The organism is Pedobacter aquae, from assembly GCF_008195825.1.
Taxonomy (GTDB): domain Bacteria; phylum Bacteroidota; class Bacteroidia; order Sphingobacteriales; family Sphingobacteriaceae; genus Pseudopedobacter; species Pseudopedobacter aquae.
Map to the genome: position 1 here is coordinate 1320382 of NZ_CP043329.1, position 24330 is coordinate 1344711.

Sequence of the window (24330 nt, forward strand, 5' to 3'; positions counted from 1 at the left end):
AAATTATGAAGAAAGTTTTAGCTTTTATTTTCTTGCTTGTTGCTTCTATAGCATATACGCAAGCACAATTTTTACAACACAACCCCAATGCTAACCACGGTAATAAATTTGAGCAGCTAGAAACCATTTTAAGAAGCCCAAATATGTACCGCTCTGCTTCTGGTGCACCGGGCCCAAAATACTGGCAACAAAAAGCAGATTATGATATTGATGTAGAAATTGATGACACCAAGCAAATATTAAAAGGCTCTGAAACGGTGGTTTATACCAATAACTCGCCAGACCCATTAACTTATTTATGGCTACAATTGGATGAAAACGAGCATAAAGCTGACGGCGAAAACCAAAAGTTTGATGGTAGCAAGATGAGCGAGAAAATGACCTATAACCAACTTAAAAGAATTAATGGTGTTGAGGATGGTTATGGCGTTAACATTTTAAAAGTTACTGATGCTGGCGGTAAAAATCTAAAATATACCATTAACCACACCATGATGCGTATAGATTTACCTAGCACCCTTAACCCAGGCGGTAAATACACGTTTAAAGTAAGCTGGAACTACAAAATCCCGAACAGAATGGTACAAGGTGGCCGTGGTGGATTAGAATATTTTGAAGAAGACGATAATTACCTGTACACCATAGCACAATGGTTCCCTAGAATGGCTGTTTACTCAGACTTTCAAGGTTGGCAAAACAAACAATTTACTGGTCGTGGTGAGTTTGCTTTAGCTTTTGGCGATTATAAAGTAAATATTACCGTACCTGCAGACCATGTAGTGGGTGCTACGGGCGAATGTCAAAACTACGCTCAAGTTTTAAATAGCACACAGCTAAACAGATGGAAACAAGCACAAACCGCTAAAGAACCTATAGAGATTGTGACTTTAAATGATGCTAAAAATGCGATGAAGAAAAAATCATCGGCAAAAAAAACTTGGGTTTATAAAGCTACCAATGTAAGAGATTTTGCTTTTGTAACTTCCAGAAGATTGGTTTGGGATGCGATGAAGGTAAATGTAGAAGGTAACAGCCCAATGGCAATGTCTTATTACGGCCCAGAGGCTTATCCACTTTACAGAAAATACTCTACCAAAGTTATTGCTAAAACATTAGAAGTTTATTCTAAACATACTATCCCTTACCCTTATCCGGTTGCTATTTCTGTTGAAGCTGCAAACGGTATGGAGTACCCTATGATTTGTTTCAACTACGGGAGAGCAGAAAAAGACGGTACCTATTCTGAAGCTACTAAATATGGGATGATAGGCGTTATTATTCACGAAGTTGGGCATAATTTCTTCCCGATGATTGTAAATTCTGATGAACGCCAATGGAGCTGGATGGACGAAGGTTTAAACACTTTTTGCCAGTATTTAACAGAGCAAGAATGGGATAACAACTACCCATCAAAAAGAGGTCCGGCACATTTAATTGCAGATTATATGCGCTTACCTAAAAATGAGCTTGAGCCTATCATGACCAACTCAGAAAACATCATCAATTTTGGGCCAAACGCTTATGGCAAACCTGCTACCGCTCTTAATATTTTAAGAGAAACCGTTATGGGCCGCGAGCTGTTTGACTATGCTTTTAAAGAATACGCTAAAAGATGGGCTTTTAAACACCCTACTCCGGCAGATTTCTTCAGAACCATGGAAGATGCCTCTGCGGTAGATTTAGATTGGTTTTGGAGAGGCTGGTTTTACGGAACCGATGCGGTAGACATCTCGCTTGATGCCGTTAAATATTACCGTATGGATACTAAAAACCCAGAAATTGAAGCTGCTTACGATAGAAAACTTTATGATGAAGAAGGCTATAGCATCAGCAGAAAAAGAAACCGCGAGGCCAATATTAACTTCGCTGTGGAAGCTGATACTTCTTTAAACGATTTTTATAATAAATGGGACAGATTTGCTGCTACCAAAGACAAAAAAGCACAGTTTAAAAACTATTACGATGCTTTAAGCCCCGAAGAAAAAGCCCTTTACGATAGCAAAACCAATTTCTACGAGTTAGAATTTAGCAATAAAGGTGGTTTGGTGATGCCTATCATCATCGAGTGGACTTATACCGATGGCACAAAAGAAGTAGATTATATCCCGGCTTATATCTGGAGAAAAAATGAGGAAAAGGTAACCAAGGTATTCGCTAAAACCAAGGAAATGGCTTCTGTAAAGCTAGACCCTTATAAAGAAACCGCAGATATAGACGAAAGTAATAACACTTTCCCAAGACAATTAGCCCCTACCCGTTTCGAGTTGTTTAAGCAACAAAAAGCTCCGGCTAGAGGTGCATCTACAGGTGTAAACCCTATGCAAAGAGCAAGGCAATAATTGTTTTTTAGAAAATATGATGGAAAGCAGCGTTTCTGGAAAAGGAGACGCTGCTTTTTTTGTTTTGTAAAGCAAAGGCTGTGAAACTATTTTCCGCTAGTCCGGTGCTCTGCTTTATTTTTTGCCCACTCAAGGCCTAAGCTCAAAAAACCGAGGCAAAAAGATACCGATGCCGCCCCGGTTTATTTAAGTTGGGTTAGGTGCGTTTGGGTTATAAAATGAGCTTTGCTTAATTTTTAAAGAAGAGGTCGTTTCCAAAAATCGTATTAGTCACATTAAGCAGATTCGAAGCAATTGTCATCCTGAGCGGAGTCGAAGGATAAGAAAAGGCTTCGACTCCGCTCAGCCTGACACACAATGGTGATATAAGACAGTCTCTTCTTTATAAGAGATAGAGGTAAGATCAAAAATTATAAACTTTTTTGTGATTTTGAAACGCTCTTATTTATCATATTTAAAACGTCCATACGGAGTTCGTATTCGTATTGGTCACGTTCTTGTGTTCCAACTTTACCGATATACTTGTCTTTCATCTCGGCAAGCGAGTAGCTTTTTAATTCTTTAGTTGCCATGGTGATTAATTATATCTTTATATCGCAAGTCTTAGCGGGCTGATTTAAGAAAGTCCTGACTTATGATGATGTTTTTTTGGCTTAATTTCAATTTTCTTATCTAAAGCACAAGTCATCCCATCTCTTTTGCCTCCTCACGGAAGACTTGTGCTAGAAAGGGTGTACAATATCTATTTTCTGAACGTAATAAAAGCCGTTGGCATCCACCAAATATTTAGCCCAAAAGCTACTGTTACAACTTCATAACCGTCTTTGGTTTTTTCATTAAGGATATTTTCTACTTTTCTTTTTAATGAGTTTGTTGACAACATTGTAGATTCTTTGATAATTGTATAAGTCATATTTTATGTATTTATATTCTTACTCTTTTAGCTTTTCGATGTCACTCTGTTTTTATTGGTTATTCTTGCCACTAATCTACGAATATCAAGATTTGTAAAAGAAGGATTTAAATTCTAGTCTGACATTTTGTTACTATTATTTAAAATCGTTTTATAACGGTTTGCAGCTACCCGAAGGTGGCGATTTCTAAGCACTTCACTGTCAACCAAGCAGAAACTTTGATAGATGCACAAAGCTTGATTTAACCACTGAACCGCCACTTTTGGGTAGGTGCTGTTAGCTGTAGAGATTCGTTCAATATTTTGGTAGTCCTTTATCATTTAAGGCTTTAAGGTTCAATTAAAGGAAAAAGTCGAATTGCACCACTCTTTGTTTCCCAATAAGATCCAGACTTATTTCGGTCTGGTAAAGTTCCATTTATTGGGCAAACCAATAAGTCAGCTAATTTAATTGTTGATTTTGCAAAATCCTCAATATCACTATCACTGACTAAAGCACCATCAAAAGTAAAGTGAGCCCCAACCTGATTCCTAATAGCTTTCAGGTTTTTAATCTCATCTATAACTGGTTTTAAAAAAATCTCATCATCTACGTTATTGTTACAAAACTTCCCATCTTCCAAACGAGCCATTCTTTGCACCTTAAGTACTTTAAGCAAGTCTTTTGATAGGCAATCTAACAGTTCACTCAGCGTGTAATCATTACCAGGTTTTCTTTTCAAGCGACTTTGAAAATTAAATGATAAAAAATCCAGAATTGCTTCTAAAAATCTGCCCGTAGCTCCTGAAAGATTTTCACGGTGGAAAAACTCTGGTGAACTTAAATAATACTTAATTTCATCTAAAACTAGTTGTGGTTTTGCTATTGTAATACCTCTTTCCATTGACCACCCTCGTAATTCCAAAAACTGAATATTGAGATTTGGTGCTCTGTTATTTCTATATCTTTCCCGCCACGGTCGATAATGCGTAGAAATAAATACGTGAGCAAAATTTTTAGCTTCATTATGAATAAGGGAAATAATTCTGTCTAAATGTCTTTCATCTACTGACATTACAACATCATCCAGTATGAGTATAACATCTTTATTACTCTCCTTCTTTGCAAGTGCAATAAAAATACATAGCCCTAAGGTATCTAAGTGTGATTCGCTATAAACAGATTGTGGGGTAATATTTGATTCCGTATGGAAATTTGCAGAAAGATTAAGAGAACTTTGAAACGTATGATTTAAGAAAAGCTTCACGTTCCCTAAACCTTCATTCGGATGAATTTCCTGATACATTGTTTCAACTTCATCAGAAATGGACACTAATTCGCTGTCAATAAATTTCTTCCGCGTATCCTCTAATATACCTAAAGCGGCTTTTGCTTGGTTAAATAATTTATCTAACTCACTACATTTTTTTGTGAGTTTAAGGATGCTTTCATAATTAGATTTTATTGAATTATGGAGTACGACTGACTTATTAACTGTTTGATTATGCTTTGATAATTTTTCTACTTCTGTCGTGAGTTTTAAAGAAACATCATTGAATAATTTGTAATTTTCTTTTGTGGTATTTGTTTCTAGAATTTCACTTAATTTATTGGTGAATTCAAAATCAGGCAATTTAACGGCTGAGTTTTTGAAACCTATCAATTGAGTGTTGAAAGGTTCAATCTGTCCCTGCAATCTGTTGTATAATTTATCCCTTTCAACCTTAGATGAGTTTATAGCTTGTGTCAGTTTATTTAGCTCTTGCATTTTTGCTATTCTTCCATCAACATTTTTAAGAAGTTCCTGCTTGTCATTATCCTTTTCACACACTGGACATTTGTCAACTTCGGTTTTTGCCGTAAGGAATTTTCTAGTTTCATTTAGAACAGATAGTAAATCAGTTTCGGAATTAGGGTTCTTAAGTTGATATTCTTTAAGTTTTTTTTCCGCTTCTAAGAAGTTGTTTTTTGCTGTTACATATTTTGCATTTTCCGTTTTAATGCTTGAAACAACAGATTGCAATGAACTCCATTTTTGCAAAACAGAATTGTTTTCTTTAAGATCTTCAGCAAGTTTTGAATTGTTCTTTTTAATTTCTGACTGAACCCAATCTTTGAAATTACCAAGTGGTTTTTCTTCCTTATTCCAAATATCAGTCAGTGTATTATTAGCATCTAAAAGACTTTTACGGTTTTGCCCAAGTTCTTTGTCTAATGTTGTAATTAATTTTTTTAATTCTCCTTCTGATTTTTGAATATTTGAAACATCAATGAATGATGAAAGAACCTTATACCTTGCCGATGGTGTATCTTCAATAAAAGAGGTGATTTGAGCTCTTCTTAGTGCTTTTACTTTCGGTAAACCATCCGTTGGATTCTTTATTATTTTATTTGAGTTTGCTGAAAGTGTAGCCTTAAATGTTTGGGCATCTGTCTTTAGTTCAATCAATAAGTCAGAGTTACTGGCACCTAAAGATTTTAGAAAAGAATAATCTTTATTCGATTTGTCATCCAAAGATCCAGCACCATCAGTACATAAACAGGCCAAAGCATCTGCAATTGAGGATTTACCATTCCCGTTTTCAGCATAGATTAACGTAATATTCTTGTCCTGACTAAAATTCAAGGTAAGAGGCTTAGTCGCACCTCTGAAGGCTTTGATATGTAAACTACTCAGTTTCACCCTTAGTCTTTTTTTCTGCGTTTATTATTTGATTCTCAATAATTACTTTCCAATCAATTTCTCTGATAGTTCCGTTAGCAATTTTACTTTCCAAATTGATTTCTTCATCTGCAATCAATTTCTCTGCTTTTAGCTGCTTTACTATTTCTTTCGCAACTATTGTATTGTTATCACTCATATGTTCGCTATTATATTTTTAGTCATCTTGGTTTTTTTATCCTTACAGCTAACAGATATATATGTATAATTTTACTTCCGTAATAAAACTAATATTAGGCTTATTACGGAATTTATATATTCTTAATACAAAGAATAACTTATGAAATAGCTTAAAAACAATGATTTCACACATCCAATTTCATAGGCATTTTCATAAATTAGATTTTAACTCTAAGTAAGTAAATATTTATTGAAAGTCAAAAGTAAAATTCAAAAGGTAAAATTAAAAATTAAAAAACAGGAAAGTCAGTTAAATTCAAAAGGAAAAATTAATCTTAGAGCTGAAAGCGTAAAGCAAAAGGCTGAAAGCCTTATCAATAATTCCCTCATTCGAAAATCAATCAATAAAACTAACCACCCAGAACTGGAAACTCTTAACTGATAACTGGCAACTGAACGAAAAATTCAAAAGGAAAAATTAAAAATTCAAAAACAAGAAACTAACCACCCAGAACTGGAAACTCTTAACTGAAAACTCTTAACTGATAACTGACAACTGATACTGACAACTGAATGAAAAAACAATATCTTTGAGCAATATGGAATTTTTTCAAGTACCGGGTATTTTTAAGGATAGTATTTGCAGAGCTAAAGAAGAGAAAAATGGTGTTTATACCATTTCGTTAAATGCTGTAAAGATTGGTTCAATTGTAAAAGAAAATGGTGGCTGGCGCTTGTTAGAGCAATTAAAAGAAGAGTTAAGCGCAGAAAATGTGCAACTGATTGGCCAAAGGATTGATGAAAGAAACCATTAGTCAACCCCCAGAATTTCTCCGGGGATTAACAATGGCATTCCAAACTAAACAACCTGATCTTTATTCATAAAAGTTTCGTGATATTTGATTAACCCATCTATCGGGTTTCTAATAACATTTCCTACAGACATGTTAAACTCTGCCGCCACCTCTATTAAAAAAGGTAAGTAGTTGTGCGCTACAGAGCCCACACAGTTAAAGCTATATTTTTGGTAATCGGGGTAATGGCAAATGATATTGGTAAACAAAGCTCTAAAGGCATTTTTTACTAAATCTATAATGTATGGGTGCGCTATATGCTCGCCCACAAACCTACTAAAGCTTGCACTAAACCTATTTGGTAAAGGTTTGGTATAAATTTGATTGATCACTTCATCAGGCGTGATTTTAAAGGTATCCCAAAAAAGTTCTTGTAAATCTTTAGGTAACAATGCTCTGCAATAAGCTATTAACAATTGTTTACCTAGGTATGCTCCGCTCCCTTCATCACCCAAAACAAAACCTAAAGAATCTACTTGGTAAACCATTTTTTCGCCATCAAACAAACAACTATTGGTTCCGGTACCTAAAATAGCTACAAAACCTGCTTGGTTACCTAAAACAGAACGAGCGGCGGCTAATAAATCAGACTGTACGCTTATATTTTCGGCATGTTTAAATACACTTTGTAAGGCTTGCGCTACAACAGGTATTTTATCGGTACTGCAACCGGCACCGTAAAAATAAATGGCAGCAACTTGTGTTACATTTATATCAGCTGGTAAATGGTTGGTAATTGCATCAGCAATGTATTTACTATCAACATAATAAGGATTAAAGCCTTCTGTGTTGAAATAAATATGCTCTTTACCGGGTTGTAAATAACACCAACTGGTTTTTGTTGAACCACTATCTGCAATTAAAATCATGCTTGTTTATCGTATTTATATGGGGTGAAGATGATGTACTCGCCTTTCACAAAATCAAAAATAGCAAAAGAATCTAAAACTTTAAAAAAATATTAAAAAGATATGAATTTATATTTAAATATTTTTTAAACATATTCCTCTTTTCAAAAAATACTAGTAATTTTTTTATATTGCCCCAATAAGTTGAGTTACCTAAATTTGCACAATGTTTAATACCAATAAGAAAAATGCTAAACTCTATTTCGATATTATACAGCAATTGTATTATGGCGGGATATTATCATGTGCAGACCTCAGCAATTTAATTGATAAAAGTATCCCATTGGTTACCAAATCATTAAATCATCTTATAGAAACTGGCTTTGTGGTAGAGAAAGGTTATGCAGCATCTAGCGGTGGCCGTAGACCATTGATGTATGCTGTTAAGCATGATAGGCTGTTTATTGTTACCGTAGCCATGGATCAGCTTTTAACCAGAATTGGTATTATAGATTTAGCAAATCATTACGTATCTCCGGTTGAGTTTGTAAGCCTTAAACTAAAAGACAACCCCAATGCTTTAGAAAAGCTTACAGAAATTATTGATGCTCACATTCAAAAATCAGGAATCGATAGAGAAACAATTATTGGCGTAGGCATTGGGATGCCGGGTTTTGTAAATACGCAAGAAGGTATCAACTACACGTATTTAACTAACAAAGAAAAAAGTATCACCAAACATATCGGTAAGGCTATTGGCTTGCCGGTGTTTATAGATAACGACTCGAGTTTAATTGCCCTTTCTGAGCTTAAATTTGGTTTGGCAAAAGCTATTAAAAACGTGATGGTGATTAACCTCAGCTGGGGAATTGGTTTAGGGATGATTATCAACGGGCAACTTTTTAGAGGTGAAAACGGGTTTGCCGGAGAGTTTAGTCATATCCCCATTTCAGAAAATGGAGTTTTATGCTCTTGCGGTAAGCAGGGTTGTTTAGAAGTTGAAGCTTCTTTATTGGCTGTTACTGAAAAAGCTATTCAGGGTTTAAAAGACGGCCGAAAATCTAATTTTAAATATCAGGAAGAAGAATCTAGACTGGCTGTAGCCGATGCTTTAATAGAGGTAGCCAATCAAGGCGACCAATACGCTATAGAGCTAATTTCTGAAGCGGCTTATAAAATTGGTAAAGGTTTATCTATTTTAATACATATTACCAACCCTAAAGCTATTGTGATTAGTGGTCGTGGTGTTAAAGCCGGAAATTTACTCTTACCTCCTATTCAGCAAGCTTTAAACCAGCATTGTATTCCGCGTTTATCCAGAGATACTGATATTTACATTTCTGATATTGGTTTTGATGCTGAGTTGATTGGATCTGCTATTTTAGTGATGGAGCAGTATGTACCGAAAGGGGCTAAGGTTTAAAGGGGGGGTGAGTTGAGAGTGGTAAGTTGTAGGTTGTAGGTTTAAAGTGGTAAGTTGGGAGTGGTGAGTTGTAGGTTTGAAGTGGTAAGTAGTAAGTTGTAGGTTGTAGGTTTGAAGTGGTAAGTGGAAGGTTGGAACTTAATTAAAAATTCAAAAATAGGAAGCTTATTTTCACTCATTCAAAAACCAATCAATAAAACTCACTATCCAAAACTGGCAACTAATTCAAAAAAACTATCAATCTCTCATTCTAAACTCATTCAATAACAACAGATTGCTTCTTCGTTCCTCATCGCAATGACCTTGAAAATTCAAAAGGAAAAATTAAAAATTAAAATTAAAAACAGGAAAATCAATCAATCAAAAATCAATCAATCAAAAATACCTTTGCGCCTCCGAAGGGATTCGAACCCCTACCAATGGTACCGGAAACCATCATTCTATCCATTAAACTACGGAGGCTTTGTTGCAAATATAGAAATACATTTCGATTATTTTAGGGGATAAACCATAAGCTATAAGGGCGTTTTTTGTAAGTCTTCCTTTCTGCAATGCTGTTATTTTTTGAAACCTAAAATCAATTTTACAGTATAAATATGATCATCATCATATTTTGTTTAAAGCTAAATCATTTCCCTGCCCACCTTAAATCAGCAGTTTTGTTTTATGGCTATACTAACCGGAACTACATGCTACCACTGTGGTAATGATTGTTATACAGAAGAACATCAAAAAGATGAGAAATCTTTTTGTTGCACTGGCTGCTTTAATGTTTACACTATCCTATCTAAAAGTAAACTAGGTAATTATTATCAGTTAAACCAACATCCCGGTGAAACTCAAGTATCAGGAAATAAACAATTTGCTTATTTAGACGAACCAGAAATTATCCAACAGCTTATTGATTATACCGATGAGCAAAAAACCATTATCTCTCTTTACGTTCCTGCTATACATTGCAGTTCTTGTATTTGGTTATTAGAGCATTTGTATACCCTGCATCCCGGTATTTTAGAAAACCGTGTTGATTTTCTTAAAAAACAGGTTTATATCCAATTTAATCCTCAACAAATTAGCCTAAGAGCTTTGGTTGAGCTGATGAGTAGCATAGGCTACGAGCCTTTGATAAGCTTACAAGATGTGGTAAAGAAAAGTAGCGGACAAAAAGACAACCTCTCTAAAAAGATTGCTGTTGCGGGTTTTTGTTTTGGTAATGTGATGTTACTGAGCTTTCCGGCATACTTTGGTCTATCAGAAACGGAGGCTAAGTTTGGGGAGTTCTTTAGTTTACTGAATATCTTATTCTGTATTCCTGCTTTCTTTTACTCAGGTAAAGATTATTTTGTTAATGCCTGGCAAAACCTAAAAGTTGGTGTTTTAAATATTGATTTCCCACTAGCACTAGGCATTTTTGTGCTCTTTGTTAGAACCATTGTAGAATACGTTTTCCATACCGGGCATGGCTTTGCTGATACCCTAACAGGTTTGGTATTTTTCTTATTGATAGGTAGGTTTATGCAGCAAAAAACCTATTATCATTTATCTTTTGAAAGAGATTACCGTTCTTTTTTCCCGGTTGCGGTACAAGTTTTAAATGAGGATGGAAGCGAAAAATCTGTAGCTCTTGAAAAATTAGCTCAAGGCGATAGAATCCTCATCAAAAACCAAGAAATTATACCTGCTGACGCTATTTTACTCAAAGGCGATGCCTTAATTGATTTTAGCTTTGTTACCGGAGAATCTTTACCTGTAAGCAAAACTTTGGGCGAAATTATTTATGCTGGTGGTAGGCAAACAGGTAGCGCTTTAGAATTAGAAGTGATCAAACCAGTTTCGCAGAGTTATTTAACCAAATTATGGAATAACGAGGTTTTCCAAAAGCAAGAATCAACAAAAATTAAAACCTTTTCTACCAAAGTGAGCCATTATTTTAGCATTGCTTTGCTGGCTTTGGCTTTTGGTACTTTATTGTTTTGGCTACCACAAGACTGGCGTACAGGATTATCTGCCTTTACCGCGATATTGATTATTGCTTGCCCATGTGCATTGGCGCTAAGCACACCTTTTACCATGTCGGCAGCTTTAAGCATCTTAGATAAAAACAAATTCTACCTTAAAAATACCGATGTGGTTGAGCAACTTGCCGCCATAGATACCATCGTGTTTGATAAAACAGGTACGGTAAGTATAGCAGAAAATCAAGGTGTTATCTTTAAAGGGCAGTTAAATCATCTAACAAAAGATATTATTTATGCTGCTTGTAAAAACTCCTCTCACCCACATAGCAGAAGAATTTGCTCTTTTTTAGGGCACAGAAATACGGTGGCTATCTCCCATTATCAAGAACTCACTGGAAAAGGAATTTCTGCCATATATGATGGTAAAGAAGTTTTAATAGGTAGCAGACAACTTATTATAGATCAGAAAGATGCTAAACAAGAATTCCCTGAGGTACACATCAAAATTGGCGAGCAGTATATAGGCTTTTTCGAACTTAAACAAAGGTTTAGGAAAGATTTAGATCAGCTGTTAAGCAACATCAATAAAAATTATCATACTTATTTATTATCTGGCGATTCTAACCAGGATGCTGAGGTATTACAATCTTATTTTAAGAGTCCGTTTCATTTGCAGTTCAAGCAATCTCCGCAAGATAAACTCAATTTCATTGAAGAAAAGCAAGAGCAACAAGCCAAAGTGATGATGATTGGCGATGGCTTAAACGATTCTGGTGCATTGAAACAAAGTGATGCTGGTATTGCGGTAACAGACCATATCAATAATTTCACCCCTGGTAGTGATGCTATTTTAGATGGCTCGGCTTTACACCTGCTACCACAATTCTTGAAATTTTCAAAATCGGCAGTAAAAGTTATTCATATTTCTTTTGGGATATCTCTTACCTATAACATTATAGGGTTAAGCGTAGCTGTTACCGGGCAATTATCGCCACTTTTTGCAGCTATTTTAATGCCTTTAAGCACTGTTACTATTATATCTTTCACCAGCCTGGCAACACATTACATGGCTAAAAAACATCAATTATCATGAGTACCATTTTCTTTTTAATAGGCTGCAGCGTTTTAGTAGCTATTGTTTTCTTACTTGCCTTTTTATGGGCTCAAAACAACGGACAAAATACAGATTTGTATACCCCATCTATAAGAATTTTAATGGATGATGCTGACGATAAACAAACAACGGAAGAGCAATTTCCTGCTTCTAAATAGCCATTATTTAAAAATGTGATATGGCTCACTTTTATGAATAAGCAAAGTCATTCTATTGTCATGAGAGCCAAAGTAATTTTACACCATCAAAAAAGCTAATCTTTAATTATGCAGCCAGATAAATTTTATTACGACAACAAAATTGTAAGAGACTTTACCATTGCCACCTTAGTTTGGGGTATTATTGGTATGTTGGTAGGTTTATTGGTAGCCGTACAATTGTATGCACCAGCAGCCAACCTAGACTCGCAGTACACCACTTTTGGGCGTGTACGTCCTTTACACACCAACGCGGTAATTTTCGCCTTCGTTGGTAATGCCATTTTCATGGGCGTTTATTACTCTTTACAAAGGTTATTAAAAGCCAGAATGTTTAGCGATGTCTTAAGCCGTATCCATTTCTGGGGATGGCAATTAATCATCGTCTCGGCTGTTATAACCTTACCTTTAGGACTGACCAGTTCTCACGAATATGCAGAGTTAGAATGGCCTATTGATATTGCTATTACCTTAATTTGGGTAGTATTTGGTATCAACATGTTTGGTACCATCATTAAAAGAAGAGAAAGACACTTATACGTAGCAATCTGGTTTTACATAGCCACTTTTGTAACGGTTGCTGTTTTACACATAGTCAACTCTTTTCAACTACCTATTTCTGCCTTTAAAAGCTATTACCTATTTGCTGGTGTGCAAGATGCCTTGGTACAATGGTGGTACGGACATAATGCAGTTGCGTTTTTCTTAACCACACCTTATTTAGGGATGATGTATTACTTCTTACCTAAAATGGCTAACAGACCGGTTTATTCTTACCGTTTAAGTATTTTACACTTTTGGGCTTTAATATTTATTTATATCTGGGCGGGCCCACACCATTTGTTATATACTTCTTTACCAGGATGGGCGCAATCTTTAGGCGTAGTTTTCTCTATCATGCTTATTGCACCAAGCTGGGGCGGTATGATAAACGGTTTACTTACCCTACGTGGTGCTTGGGATAAAGTTAGAGATGATGTAACCCTTAAATTTATGGTAGTTGCCCTTACCGCTTATGGTATGGCAACATTTGAAGGTCCATTGCTGTCTTTAAAAGAAGTAAATGCGGTAGCGCACTTTACAGACTGGATAGTAGCACACGTTCACGTGGGGGCTTTAGGCTGGAACGGATTTTTAACATTTGGTGTAATCTATTGGATGATACCTAGAATGTATAAAACTAGTTTATACTCACAAAAATTAGCTTCTTTCCACTTCTGGATTGGCACTTTAGGTATCTTATTTTATGCTATACCGATGTACTGGGCTGGTTTCACCCAAGGTTTAATGTGGAAAGAGTTTACACCAGAAGGTTTGTTAAAATATCCAAACTTCTTAGAAACTACTTTAAGAATTATCCCCATGCACATTATGCGCTCTATTGGTGGTACCATGTACCTTGCCGGAGTTATTGTAATGGCATATAACATCTACAAAACCATGACTTTAGGTAAGTTGGTAGAAAACGAAGCTGCGGAGGCTTTACCATTACCTAAAATGGATGAAGCGGAGGCTAAAAAAGAATTCTGGCACCGCAAGTTAGAGCGTAAGCCAATGGCTTTATTGGTATTCAGCTTAATTGTGATCTTAATTGGTGGTGTTGTAGAGATGATTCCTACTTTCTTTATTTCTTCTAACGTACCAACAATCAGCTCTGTAAAGCCATATACAGCTTTAGAGGTTCAAGGTAGAGATTTATACATCAGAGAAGGTTGCGTAAACTGTCACTCACAAACTATTAGACCATTTAGATCTGAAACAGAACGTTATGGCGAGTACAGCAAAGCTGGTGAGTTTGTTTACGACCATCCATTCTTATGGGGTTCTAAACGTACCGGGCCAGATTTACACAGACAAGGTGGTAAATATAGTGATGCTTGGCACTACAACCACATGCTAGACCCTAGAACCATGTCGCCAGGAAGTATTATGCCAGCTTATGATTGGTTAATCAGCCAAGAGTTAGATACCACTACAACGGCATCTAAAATTAAAGCACTACGTACACTAGGTGTTCCTTATCCTGATGGATACGAGCTTATCGCTAACCAAGATTTAGATAAACAGGCTAAAGGTATTAGCCAGAACTTGGCTAAAGACAAAATTAAGGTAGGTAGCAATAAAGAAATCGTAGCCATTATTGCTTATTTACAAAGATTAGGAACAGATATTAAAGCTAAAAATTAAAAATTACAGCCATGTTTAAACAATTGAATGATCTAAACGGAAACGAAATATACATGCTATTATCGCTGTTCATCTTTTTCACCTTCTTTGTTGGGGCTACTATAGCGCTTATCAAAATGAAAAAGAGCCATGTAAACTATATGGAAAACATTCCATTAGCATCTGATAACGATTAATACTCAAGAACATGAAATTTATAAAACCCATATTTGTTTTCATGATGTTGCTGTTAACAGCACAATCAACCTTTGCCGCTAATGGCGAGTTGATGAATAATATAGCATTGGTTGCCATTTTGGCCATGCTGGTTTTAATTGGTATCGTTTGTTTGGTATTGCTTAAAACTTTTAAAGTAATGGCTGCTTTGTTGTTAAAACCAGAAGAAGCTAAAGCAGCAGCTGCAACTGAGAATCATCCAGATTACGAGTTTGTTTTGCAAGCAGAGAAACCTACTAAACCAACATTCTGGCAAAAAGTACTGTCTTTAAAACCTTTATCAGAGGAAAAAGACATGATGATAGACCATGATTATGATGGAATTCAGGAGTTAGACAACCCTACTCCCGGATGGTTTATGTACCTTTTTTATGCAACTATTGCTTTTGCTTTTGTGTATATCTTAAACTTCCATGTGTTTAATTTAGGTAAGTTACAAGATGAAGAATATGCTATTGAGGTTAAAGAAGCAGAAACTGCAAAAGCGGCATTCTTAGCACAATCTGCCAATAATGTTGATGAGAATACTGTGGCATTAAGTACCGATGCCGGTGTTATTGCAGAAGGAAAAGCCCTTTATACCAAAAACTGTGTGGCATGCCATGGTGCAAATGGCGAAGGTACCGTTGGGCCAAACCTTACGGATGATTATTGGATACACGGTGGCAAAATCAATAATGTATTTAAAACCATTAAATATGGTGTACCAGAAAAAGGTATGGTTTCTTGGGAAAAACAGCTTACACCAAAACAAATTTCTGATGTTGCTAATTACATTAAATCTTTAGCAGGCACCAATCCGCCTAACGGGAAAGAGCCGCAAGGTGATAAAGAATCCTAAGGATTTTTAGCATATAGATTTACGATTTTAGAATCATCCTAAAATCGTAAATCTTGAACTTTCCCATACCTATCTAAAACATATAGTAGAACCCTTTATTTATCATTCCACATGCAAGAAATAACTTATCATAGCACTGTAGAAGCAACCGGGAAGAGAAGATGGCTTTATCCATTAGTGAGGAAAGACAGGTGGTATCAATACAGAAGCTATCTAAGCTATTTTCTTCTTTTATTTTTATTTGCTGCGCCACATATCAAAATACAAGGGCATCAATTTTTGCTTTTCAACATCATCGATAGAAAATTTATTCTCTTCTCTCATGTTTTTTGGCCGCAAGACTTTTTCATTTTTGTATTAGCTACACTCCTATTTTTGGTGTGTATTGTACTTTTTACCATTGCTTTTGGCAGGGTGTTTTGTGGTTGGGTTTGTCCTCAAACCATTTTTATGGAAATGGTTTTCAGAAGAATTGAAATTTGGATAGAAGGCGAACCTGCTGCTAGAAAAAAGCTAGATGAAGGGCCATGGACTAGCGATAAAATCATCAAAAAAACAATTAAACACAGCTTATTTCTATTAATCTCTTTCCTTATAGCCAATACTTTTTTAGCTTACATTATTGGTAGCGATGAGTTGATTCAAATCATGATTGAGCCTCCTGCTCAACACCTGGTAGGTTTTATTGGTATTTGGATATTTACTTTGGTGTTTTACCTCGTATTTACCAAAGTTAGAGAGCTGGTTTGTATTGTAGCTTGTCCTTATGGCCGTTTGCAAGGTGTAATGCTAGATAAAAACTCTTTGGTTGTTGCTTATAATTATTTAAGAGGAGAACCAAGAGGAAGAATTAAAAAAGCAGAGAAACAAGAAAATCTTGGCGACTGTGTGGATTGTAATTTATGCGTAGCTGTTTGCCCTACCGGGATAGATATCAGAAAAGGAACGCAGTTAGAATGTGTAAACTGCACCGCTTGTATTGATGCCTGCGACCAAGTGATGGATAAAATACATAAGCCTAGAAACTTGATAGGTTTTTATTCTGAAGAAATGATTAAAAATCAGACAAGCCCTAGGTTTACTTCAAGAATGAAAGCCTATACTGTGATTATTTTATTATTAGCTTCTGTACTTACCTATTTCATCATGAGTAGAAAAGATATTGATATTACCGTTTTAAGAGCGGCAGGTATGCTGTATCAAGAGCAGCCTGGCGGTTATATAAGTAATCTGTATCATGCCGAGCTCATCAATAAAACAACAGAAAAACTTAACATTTCTATTAAACCGCTTGATGACAGAATTAAAATAAAATGGATACAAGCGGTAAACGATGTAGAAAAAGAAAGCGTTAGTAAGACAACATTCTTTTTATTAGTACCTTCAAATATGATAAAGGAGACTAAAACCAATATCAGTTTGGATGTGTACAGAGGTAAAGAGAAACAATACACTATTAAAACAAATTTTTTAGGACCGGTAAATTAATTTCAAATATGAATTGGGGAAAAGGATTAGTCATTGGATTGGGGCTTTTTATGAGCTTTGTGATATTTCTTGTGGTGATGATGTTTCAAGCGCCAGACGATAGCTACGATAAAGACTATTATGAAAAAGGCTTGGCTTATGATAAAGAATTTGATCAGAAAAAGCAGGTTATAACAGACCAAGCCACGCCAAAAGTACAGGTGAGTGATGATTTTATATACATTAGTTTTAATGATTTAAGTGCTGGTACTGCAGAATTTAAAAGACCTTCTGACAAAGCTTTGGACAAAACCTTTGATTTAAAAGATAAGCAAGTACAAATACCCAGAACAAGTTTAGCTAAAGGCGAGTGGAAACTTATCATCAGATGGCAAAACCAAGATAAAAGCTACTGGCATGAAGAAAACTTATTCTTACCATGAACCACTTACAACTAGCCTTTATGATAGGTTTATTGGGTAGTTGGCATTGTGTTGGTATGTGTGGGCCATTGGCTTTTGCTATACCCGGCAACACCAATAAAACTACTTTAATACTAGAAAAACTAAGTTATAATTTAGGAAGAGCTATTTCTTATGCTTTCTTGGGTTTATTAATAGGTTTATTAGGTAAACAATTATGGATTGCTGGCTTCCAACAAAGTTTAAGCATCATAAGTGGCGCTTTAATTGTGATGGCGGCTATGATACAGCTTATCCCTCGGTTAAACAGTAAAATAGGTTTAGGTAAATTATCGAGCTTTAATCCTATACAATCACTTATCATAAAAGCTATAAAATTTAGAAGCGGGCATTTTATAATTGGGATGCTAAATGGCTTTTTACCTTGCGGATTTGTTTACTTAGCCTTGGCTACCGCCTTAAATACCAGTAGTGCTACACAGTCTGCTTTGTTTATGTTTTTCTTTGGTTTAGGCACCCTCCCATTAATGCTTATTGCTACTTTAGGTTTTAATTTTGCAAAACCTAGTTTGCGGAAAGCTATCAACAACGTACTTCCTTGGTTTATGCTTTTAATGGGCTTATGGTTAATTTTAAGAGGTGCTAATTTAAATATTCCGTTTTTAAGTCCGGTTTTAAGCGAAGGCGCTATCTGTCATTAAGCTTAAATTCTGGTTTTTAGAGTTTATCTGTAAGATTATCAATACATTAAAAAATAGTTAAAATTAAATTTGCGTAAAGCAATAGCTTTTGTACTTTTGCGGCGGAGAGTTGGCAGAGTGGTCGATTGCGGCAGTCTTGAAAACTGTTGACTGTAACAGGTCCGGGGGTTCGAATCCCTCACTCTCCGCTGATATTCTTATCAAATCTTATTAAAAGCCTGTAAATCAAATGATTGCAGGCTTTTTTGGTTTTAAGCATCTATTTAAAATCCCCTTTTCTAACTCTATCTACCCTAACTAAAAAACTTAATAAATTGCAAGTAGTATTGCAATTACCAAACAAACACCTTTATTCTAGTGCTCTTCTGCCCTGCTCAGATATTAGACAATAAAATTATCATCTTTTAAAGTTTAAAAAATATTTAATACAAACGTTTGCACAAATACAATAAATAGTTTAGATTTGGGAACCTAAATGACAAAGAAAGTAACCATAAAAGATATTGCCCGCGAGTTGAATACTAATTATTCTACCGTTTCTAGGGCATTAAATGATAGCCCTAAAATTAGCGATGCTACCAAACAAAATGTTTTAAAGCAAGCAAAATTAATGGGTTACCAACCAAATTCTTTCGCTCAAAAACTTAAGAAAGGTTACAGTGATACCATTGGCTTAATTGTACCACGTATTAATCGGGTTTTCTTTTCTAATGTGATACATGGCGTAGAGACTATTGCCAAACAACATGGTTTTAATGTAATTATTTGTCAATCTAACGAGAGTGTTAAAGACGAAGAAGATAACGTTAAAACCTTACTCAGTAACAACGTTGCTGGCATTATCATGTCTATCTCTAAAGAAACTCAAACCGAAGATTCTTTTCAAGAGATTTTAAATAATAAAATCCCTTTTGTGATGTTTGACAGGGCTTTGAACAATTTAGTAAGTAACCAAGTTGTTAATGACAACTTTAAAGGAGCTTATGAAGTTACAGAACATCTTATCAAACAAGGTTATCAAAAAATTATTCATTTTAGTGGCCCACTTTACATCAACATCTATCAAGATAGGTTAAAGGGTTATAAAAAGGCTTTAGCAGATTATCAGATAGCTTTTAACCCTTCTTTTGTAATAGAAAACACACTTACTAAAGATAAAGGTATTGCCGCTGTTGAAGAACTCTTGAAACAAAAAGTTGATTTTGATGCCATTTTTGCTTCCGGAGATTACTCTGCCTTAGGTGCTATTTTACGTTTAAGACAACAACACATTTTAGTGCCAGAGCAAGTAGGTGTTGCAGGTTTTGCTAATGAACCCTTTACAGAATTGCTCGACATTACATCTGTAGAGCAGTTTAGTACAGAAATGGGGAAATCTGCCGCTAGTTTATTAGTAGAGAAAATACAGCATAAAGAAGTATCAGATCAACATCAAAATATTGAAATATTACCGCAATTAATTATTAGAAAATCAACTCAAAAGTTATGAAATATACAGAAAGATATGCTGCGCATCCGGCAGATTTCAAAAATTACGACACCACAAGAATTAGAGAAGAATTTTTAATGCCTGATTTATTTCAGCAAGATGAAATAAGCTTGGTTTATTCTCTTTATGACAGATACATTGTTGGTGGTGCTTTACCAGTAAACAAAACGCTAGTTTTAGAAACTATCGATCCTTTAAAAGCGCCTTATTTCTTAGAAAGAAGAGAGCTAGGAATTATTAACGTAGGCGGTAAAGGTACTGTTGTTGCTGATGGTGTTAGCTATGAATTAGCTTACAAAGAAGCCTTATACATCGGTAAAGAAACTAAAGATGTAAGTTTTAGCTCGGCAAATGCACAAGAGCCTGCTAAGTTTTATATCAACTCTGCTCCTGCTCATCATAAATTCCCTAGCAAAAAAGTAACGCTAAAGGAAGCAGAAATTGTAGAAATGGGAAGTTTAGAAACTTGTAACGCTCGTAGAATTTGCAAACTATTGGTAAGCTCTGTAGTAGAAACTTGTCAGCTACAAATGGGTTTAACCGAGCTTAAGACAGGTAGTGTTTGGAATACCATGCCAGCACACACGCATAACAGAAGAATGGAAGCTTATTTCTATTTTGAAATTCCGCAAAACCAAGCAGTTTGTCATTACATGGGTCAGCCAGATGAAACGCGTCATATTTGGTTAAACAATGAACAAGCTGTATTCTCTCCATCTTGGTCTATCCATAGTGGTGCTGGCACATCAAACTACTCTTTTATTTGGGGTATGGCTGGTGAGAACCTAGATTATGGCGATATGGATATTGTACAACCTTTTCAACTTAAATAATTAAAAAAACAATGAATATGAACTCTTTATTTGATTTATCCGGCAAAGTAGTACTTGTAACCGGAGGCACACACGGAATTGGTTTTGCTATTGCTACAATGTTAGGAAAAGCTGGAGCTAAAATTTGTGTTAACGATATTTTTGAAGATAAACTTGAAGCTTGTAAAGTAGAATACAAAAAGCATGGTATAGATGCTTATACTTTAAAATTTGATGTAACAGATGAGGCTGATGTTGACCGCGGAATTACCCAAATTGAAAACGAAGTTGGTAGCGTTGATATTTTAGTAAATAATGCTGGTATCATTAAAAGAATTCCAATTTTAGATATGCCAATTGCTGATTTTAAGCAAGTTATTGATATTGATTTAATTGCTCCTTTAATTATTTCTAAGCGTGTTGCGCCTAACATGATTAAAAAGAGATACGGTAAAATTATCAATATGTGTTCTATGATGAGTATTTACGGAAGAAATTCTGTTTCTGCTTATGCTGCTGCAAAAGGTGGTTTAAAACTATTAACTGCCAATATGTGCTGCGAGTGGGCTAAATATAATATCCAAATTAATGGTATTGGCCCAGGTTATATTGCAACTTCACAAACGGCTGCTATCAGAGAAGGAAACCATCCTTTTAACGATTTAGTAATGACTAGAACACCTGCCGGAAGATGGGGAGAACCAGAAGATGTGGCTAATGCTGCTTTATTCTTAGCTTCTAAAGCTAGTGATTTTGTTAACGGACATATCTTGTTTGTTGATGGTGGTATCTTAGCCAACTTCGGTTATGTTAAAGGTGAAAACGATATCGTTTAAACGCTATTAAAACCATATTTAAAGACCGATTAAGCTGAAAAAGCTTAATCGGTTTTTTTGTTTTATAAAAGAAATATTAAAAAACACTGACCCTTTGTTTAATAAACCGGGGCGGCAGCGGTATCTTTTTGCCATCAGAATTTTCATGTTTCAAGATTACTTTTTGGCAAAAAATTTAGCAGAGCACCGGACTAGCGGAAAATAGTAGCCATGTAATTGCTTTTCTAAAAAAATAAAAAAAGGCTCGAAGCAGAATTTCCAAATTCTAAAATCATTCCTTCAAAAATCAAAAATTCTTACACCTTCACATATATCTTTCTTTTATCTAACACATAGCCTATCAGCCAAAGCAATAAAGTATAAACAACTGCAAAAGCTAAGGATGCATTTTTATCTGATAACCAGGGCATAAACAAATTCTCAAAAGCCAATTTTGATAAAGAAGTACCATCAATTTTGATAAGATGTAAAATCTTAATCAACAAACCTGATAATACATAAATAAACAGCGGATTTCTACCAAAGACCTCAAAGAAATAAGTCCATTTGCTATAGTTTGCAATTTCTATCACATAAATTAAAAAGGCCAACAATAACAAATCCCAACCGGTACTGTATATCACATAAGAACTTGTCCACATTGGTTTATTGATAGGTAGCACCGTATCCCAAAGTAATGCAATAGCCACTAAAACACCACCACCGATTAAGAAATTCAAAGCTATTTTAGTTTTGTTGGTATTTTCTTGAATGTACTTACCAATTAAAAAACCAAAAGTTACATGTACAATAGCGGATATATGACTTAATAATCCGGATGGATCAAAAGGAACAGGAAAACCTTTATATAAATTTTCTGCCGGGAATAACCATAAATCTACCTGTCTTACTACATTGGTTTCTAAGCTATATGGGTCTGCCCCAGAACCAAATGCATATAAAAAAAACCAATAAAACAGCAATAAAGCCACACTTATAGTGATAATAGCTGCCCTTTTAAAATAATATACAATTAAAGCACCAAATAAATAACAAATGGCAATACGTTGTAAAACTCCCCATAACCTTTGGTCTAAAAAGTTTTTAGCTACCAAATCACCATCTTTCCATTCTATAAATGGGAAATAGCCCAACAAAAAGCCTATCAGGAATATCATGAATGCTCTTTTAAATACTTTTCTCAGGAAAGCAGCATCACCCTGTGCTTTTAATTTCTGCATCCCGAAGCTCAAAGCATTACCTACCACAAATAAAAAGGTCGGGAAAACCAAATCAGTAATGGTAAAACCATGCCATGCAGCATGTTTAAAAGGGGCATAAATATAACTCCGGCTACCAGGGGTATTCACCACAATCATTAAGAATATGGTTAAACCTCTTAAAACATCCAAAGACAAATACCTTGATGGGTTAAGTTTAAATTGTTTCATGCGTTAGCTATTGCTTCTTACAATAAAAATTATTCTCTGGCTCATCTCTTAGAGGTAACAAACATCATGAAGCATGCTTATATATCCCATATATACTGCGTTTCCATCAAGCTATTCAAAAACCAGATTTAATTGAATTGTAAAAGTTTATAATGGTTTAATACCTAAAGATATAAACTTTAGAGAAGTTTTAATATAACCTATATCCTGAGCTCAAAAACCAGTACCTCCCTCAAGCTCTAAACCTTCACATATATTTTATTCTTATCTAAAAAGTAGCCAATACCCCATAATAACAACATGTAAACAATTGCAAAAGATAATGACGCATTTTCTCCTGATAACCAAGTGGTAAACAAATTTTCGTAGGCTAATTTGGACAGAGAAACATCGTTAAATTTGATCAAGCTTAAGAGCTTAATAAACACCCCTGCTAAAACATAAATAAAGAGTGGGTTTCTGCCAAAAACCTCGAAAAAATAGGTCCATTTATGGAAATTAACTACTTCAATCACATAGATCAGAAAGGCAAGTAAAAGCAAATCCCAGCCTACGGTGTAAAGTACATAAGAACTTGTCCAGATAGGTTTATTAATAGGAAAAACAGTATCCCACCATAAAGCTAAAAACAAGAAAACTATGCCTGTTATAAGTAGTTGTAGAGCGGTTTTACTTTTGTTAGCATGTTCTTGAATATATCTGCCAGCTAAATAACCAAAAGTAACATTCACTATAGCGGGCAGGGTACTTAAAAGTCCTTCGGGCTCAAACGGAATACCAAAGCCTTTGTATAAATTTTGTGCTGGTAATAGCCATAAATCTACCTGTGTTACTATATTGCCTTCTAAACTGTAAGGGTCTACAGTATTGCCAAAAGCATATAAAATAAGCCAGTAAATAAGCAAGAAAGATACACTGATGATGATAATAGAAGCTCGGTTAAAATAAAAAACAATAAGAGCACCTAATAAGTAACAGACTGCAATTCTTTGTAAAACACCCCACACCCTTAGCTCGAGAACGTTTTTAGCTACCAAATCGCCTTCCTCCCACTTTATAAAAGGAAAATAACCTAACAAAAAACCTATCAGAAATATCAATCCTGCTCTTTTAAACACTTTTTGCAGAAAAGCGGCATCACCAGCTGCTTTTAATTTTTGCATACCAAAACTTAAAGCATTACCCACCACAAATAAGAAAGTTGGGAAAACTAAATCAGTAACCGTAAAGCCATGCCAAGCTGCATGTTTAAAAGGGGCATAAATTTGGCTCCAACTCCCCGGAGTGTTTACCACAATCATAAGGCAAACGGTAAGACCTCTTAAGACATCTAAGGAAAGGTATCTAACTGTAGTAGGTTTTATAGGTTCCATACAAATTGATTTTAGACTTATTTATTGCAACTTAATAAATATTTTAAAAAGATTTTAACAAAATATGATTTTTTTATTAAGTTTGAAA

Annotated in this window: 21 protein-coding genes and 2 tRNA genes; 15 read left to right on the forward strand and 8 right to left on the reverse strand. The window is 35.1% G+C overall.

Annotated elements, in window-relative coordinates:
• Window positions 1–5 precede the first annotated feature (5 nt).
• Window positions 6–2339 carry a M1 family metallopeptidase gene (locus FYC62_RS05860; RefSeq protein ID WP_149074280.1) on the forward strand — a complete coding sequence of 778 codons (2334 nt, stop codon included), beginning with the start codon at window positions 6–8 and terminating at the stop codon, window positions 2337–2339.
• A 410-nt stretch (window positions 2340–2749) separates the two neighbouring features.
• Here the strand turns inward: FYC62_RS05860 and FYC62_RS05865 are convergent, their stop codons facing one another.
• From FYC62_RS05865 to FYC62_RS05880, 4 genes are all read right to left on the reverse strand, one after another.
• Complete coding sequence (locus FYC62_RS05865; protein WP_205943801.1) at window positions 2750–2911, reverse strand: hypothetical protein; 162 nt, start codon at window positions 2909–2911, stop codon at window positions 2750–2752.
• Window positions 2912–3081: 170 nt separating this feature from the next.
• The gene (locus tag FYC62_RS17065) at window positions 3082–3252 is read right to left on the reverse strand and encodes a hypothetical protein (protein WP_168199395.1); all 171 of its coding nucleotides are present in this window, start codon (window positions 3250–3252) and stop codon (window positions 3082–3084) included.
• Window positions 3253–3581: 329 nt separating this feature from the next.
• Window positions 3582–5915 (reverse strand): AAA family ATPase, encoded by a 2334-nt coding sequence (locus FYC62_RS05875; protein WP_168199396.1) that lies wholly within the window; start codon window positions 5913–5915, stop codon window positions 3582–3584.
• Window positions 5902–6093: a hypothetical protein gene (locus tag FYC62_RS05880; RefSeq protein ID WP_149074283.1), complete on the reverse strand. Its 192-nt coding sequence runs from the start codon at window positions 6091–6093 to the stop codon at window positions 5902–5904. Before FYC62_RS05880 ends, FYC62_RS05875 begins: the two co-directional genes overlap by 14 nt.
• Window positions 6094–6673: 580 nt before the next feature.
• On the opposite strand from FYC62_RS05880, the gene FYC62_RS05885 reads away from it, so the two are divergent.
• Window positions 6674–6889 (forward strand): hypothetical protein, encoded by a 216-nt coding sequence (locus FYC62_RS05885; protein ID WP_149074284.1) that lies wholly within the window; start codon window positions 6674–6676, stop codon window positions 6887–6889.
• Between the two features lie 44 nt (window positions 6890–6933).
• On the opposite strand, the gene FYC62_RS05890 is transcribed toward FYC62_RS05885, so the two are convergent.
• A complete protein-coding gene (locus FYC62_RS05890; protein ID WP_149074285.1) occupies window positions 6934–7797 on the reverse strand; it encodes an N-acetylglucosamine kinase in 864 nt (287 codons plus the stop codon).
• A gap of 205 nt (window positions 7798–8002) precedes the next feature.
• Between FYC62_RS05890 and FYC62_RS05895 the strand changes: the two genes are divergently transcribed.
• Window positions 8003–9199 carry an ROK family transcriptional regulator gene (locus FYC62_RS05895; RefSeq protein ID WP_149074286.1) on the forward strand — a complete coding sequence of 399 codons (1197 nt, stop codon included), beginning with the start codon at window positions 8003–8005 and terminating at the stop codon, window positions 9197–9199.
• Window positions 9200–9589: 390 nt separating this feature from the next.
• Here the strand turns inward: FYC62_RS05895 and FYC62_RS05900 are convergent.
• Window positions 9590–9661: transfer RNA gene (locus tag FYC62_RS05900), tRNA-Arg, on the reverse strand.
• A gap of 204 nt (window positions 9662–9865) precedes the next feature.
• Here FYC62_RS05900 and FYC62_RS05905 point away from each other — a divergent pair.
• The 12 genes from FYC62_RS05905 (at window position 9866) to FYC62_RS05955 (ending at window position 21439) form a co-directional block, all read left to right on the forward strand.
• Window positions 9866–12250, forward strand: a complete 2385-nt coding sequence (locus tag FYC62_RS05905) for a heavy metal translocating P-type ATPase (RefSeq protein ID WP_149074287.1) — start codon at window positions 9866–9868, stop codon at window positions 12248–12250.
• Window positions 12247–12429, forward strand: a complete 183-nt coding sequence (gene ccoS / locus FYC62_RS05910) for a cbb3-type cytochrome oxidase assembly protein CcoS (RefSeq protein ID WP_039451594.1) — start codon at window positions 12247–12249, stop codon at window positions 12427–12429. The genes FYC62_RS05905 and ccoS overlap by 4 nt, the downstream gene beginning before the upstream one ends.
• Window positions 12430–12537: 108 nt before the next feature.
• Window positions 12538–14655, forward strand: a complete 2118-nt coding sequence (gene ccoN, locus FYC62_RS05915) for a cytochrome-c oxidase, cbb3-type subunit I (RefSeq protein ID WP_149074288.1) — start codon at window positions 12538–12540, stop codon at window positions 14653–14655.
• 11 nt (window positions 14656–14666) lie between these two features.
• Entirely contained in the window at window positions 14667–14831 is a 165-nt protein-coding gene (locus FYC62_RS17070) for a hypothetical protein (RefSeq protein WP_168199397.1), read from the forward strand.
• Between the two features lie 11 nt (window positions 14832–14842).
• Window positions 14843–15712, forward strand: a complete 870-nt coding sequence (locus tag FYC62_RS05920; RefSeq protein WP_149074289.1) for a cbb3-type cytochrome c oxidase N-terminal domain-containing protein — start codon at window positions 14843–14845, stop codon at window positions 15710–15712.
• Between the two features lie 111 nt (window positions 15713–15823).
• Window positions 15824–17200 carry a cytochrome c oxidase accessory protein CcoG gene (ccoG, locus tag FYC62_RS05925; RefSeq protein WP_149074290.1) on the forward strand — a complete coding sequence of 459 codons (1377 nt, stop codon included), beginning with the start codon at window positions 15824–15826 and terminating at the stop codon, window positions 17198–17200.
• Window positions 17201–17208: 8 nt separating this feature from the next.
• Window positions 17209–17622 carry a FixH family protein gene (locus FYC62_RS05930; RefSeq protein ID WP_149074291.1) on the forward strand — a complete coding sequence of 138 codons (414 nt, stop codon included), beginning with the start codon at window positions 17209–17211 and terminating at the stop codon, window positions 17620–17622.
• The gene (locus FYC62_RS05935; RefSeq protein ID WP_149074292.1) at window positions 17619–18302 is read left to right on the forward strand and encodes a sulfite exporter TauE/SafE family protein; all 684 of its coding nucleotides are present in this window, start codon (window positions 17619–17621) and stop codon (window positions 18300–18302) included. The genes FYC62_RS05930 and FYC62_RS05935 overlap by 4 nt, the downstream gene beginning before the upstream one ends.
• A gap of 103 nt (window positions 18303–18405) precedes the next feature.
• Window positions 18406–18490: transfer RNA gene (locus FYC62_RS05940), tRNA-Ser, on the forward strand.
• Between the two features lie 287 nt (window positions 18491–18777).
• Window positions 18778–19791: a LacI family DNA-binding transcriptional regulator gene (locus FYC62_RS05945; protein ID WP_149074293.1), complete on the forward strand. Its 1014-nt coding sequence runs from the start codon at window positions 18778–18780 to the stop codon at window positions 19789–19791.
• Entirely contained in the window at window positions 19788–20624 is an 837-nt protein-coding gene (gene kduI, locus FYC62_RS05950) for a 5-dehydro-4-deoxy-D-glucuronate isomerase (protein WP_149074294.1), read from the forward strand. The genes FYC62_RS05945 and kduI overlap by 4 nt, the downstream gene beginning before the upstream one ends.
• A gap of 17 nt (window positions 20625–20641) precedes the next feature.
• Window positions 20642–21439: a gluconate 5-dehydrogenase gene (locus FYC62_RS05955; RefSeq protein ID WP_039451462.1), complete on the forward strand. Its 798-nt coding sequence runs from the start codon at window positions 20642–20644 to the stop codon at window positions 21437–21439.
• Window positions 21440–21735: 296 nt separating this feature from the next.
• Here the strand turns inward: FYC62_RS05955 and FYC62_RS05960 are convergent, their stop codons facing one another.
• Both FYC62_RS05960 and FYC62_RS05965 read right to left on the reverse strand, forming a co-directional pair.
• A complete protein-coding gene (locus tag FYC62_RS05960; RefSeq protein WP_149074295.1) occupies window positions 21736–22869 on the reverse strand; it encodes an acyltransferase family protein in 1134 nt (377 codons plus the stop codon).
• Window positions 22870–23108: 239 nt separating this feature from the next.
• Entirely contained in the window at window positions 23109–24242 is a 1134-nt protein-coding gene (locus FYC62_RS05965; protein ID WP_149074296.1) for an acyltransferase family protein, read from the reverse strand.
• Window positions 24243–24330 lie beyond the last annotated feature (88 nt).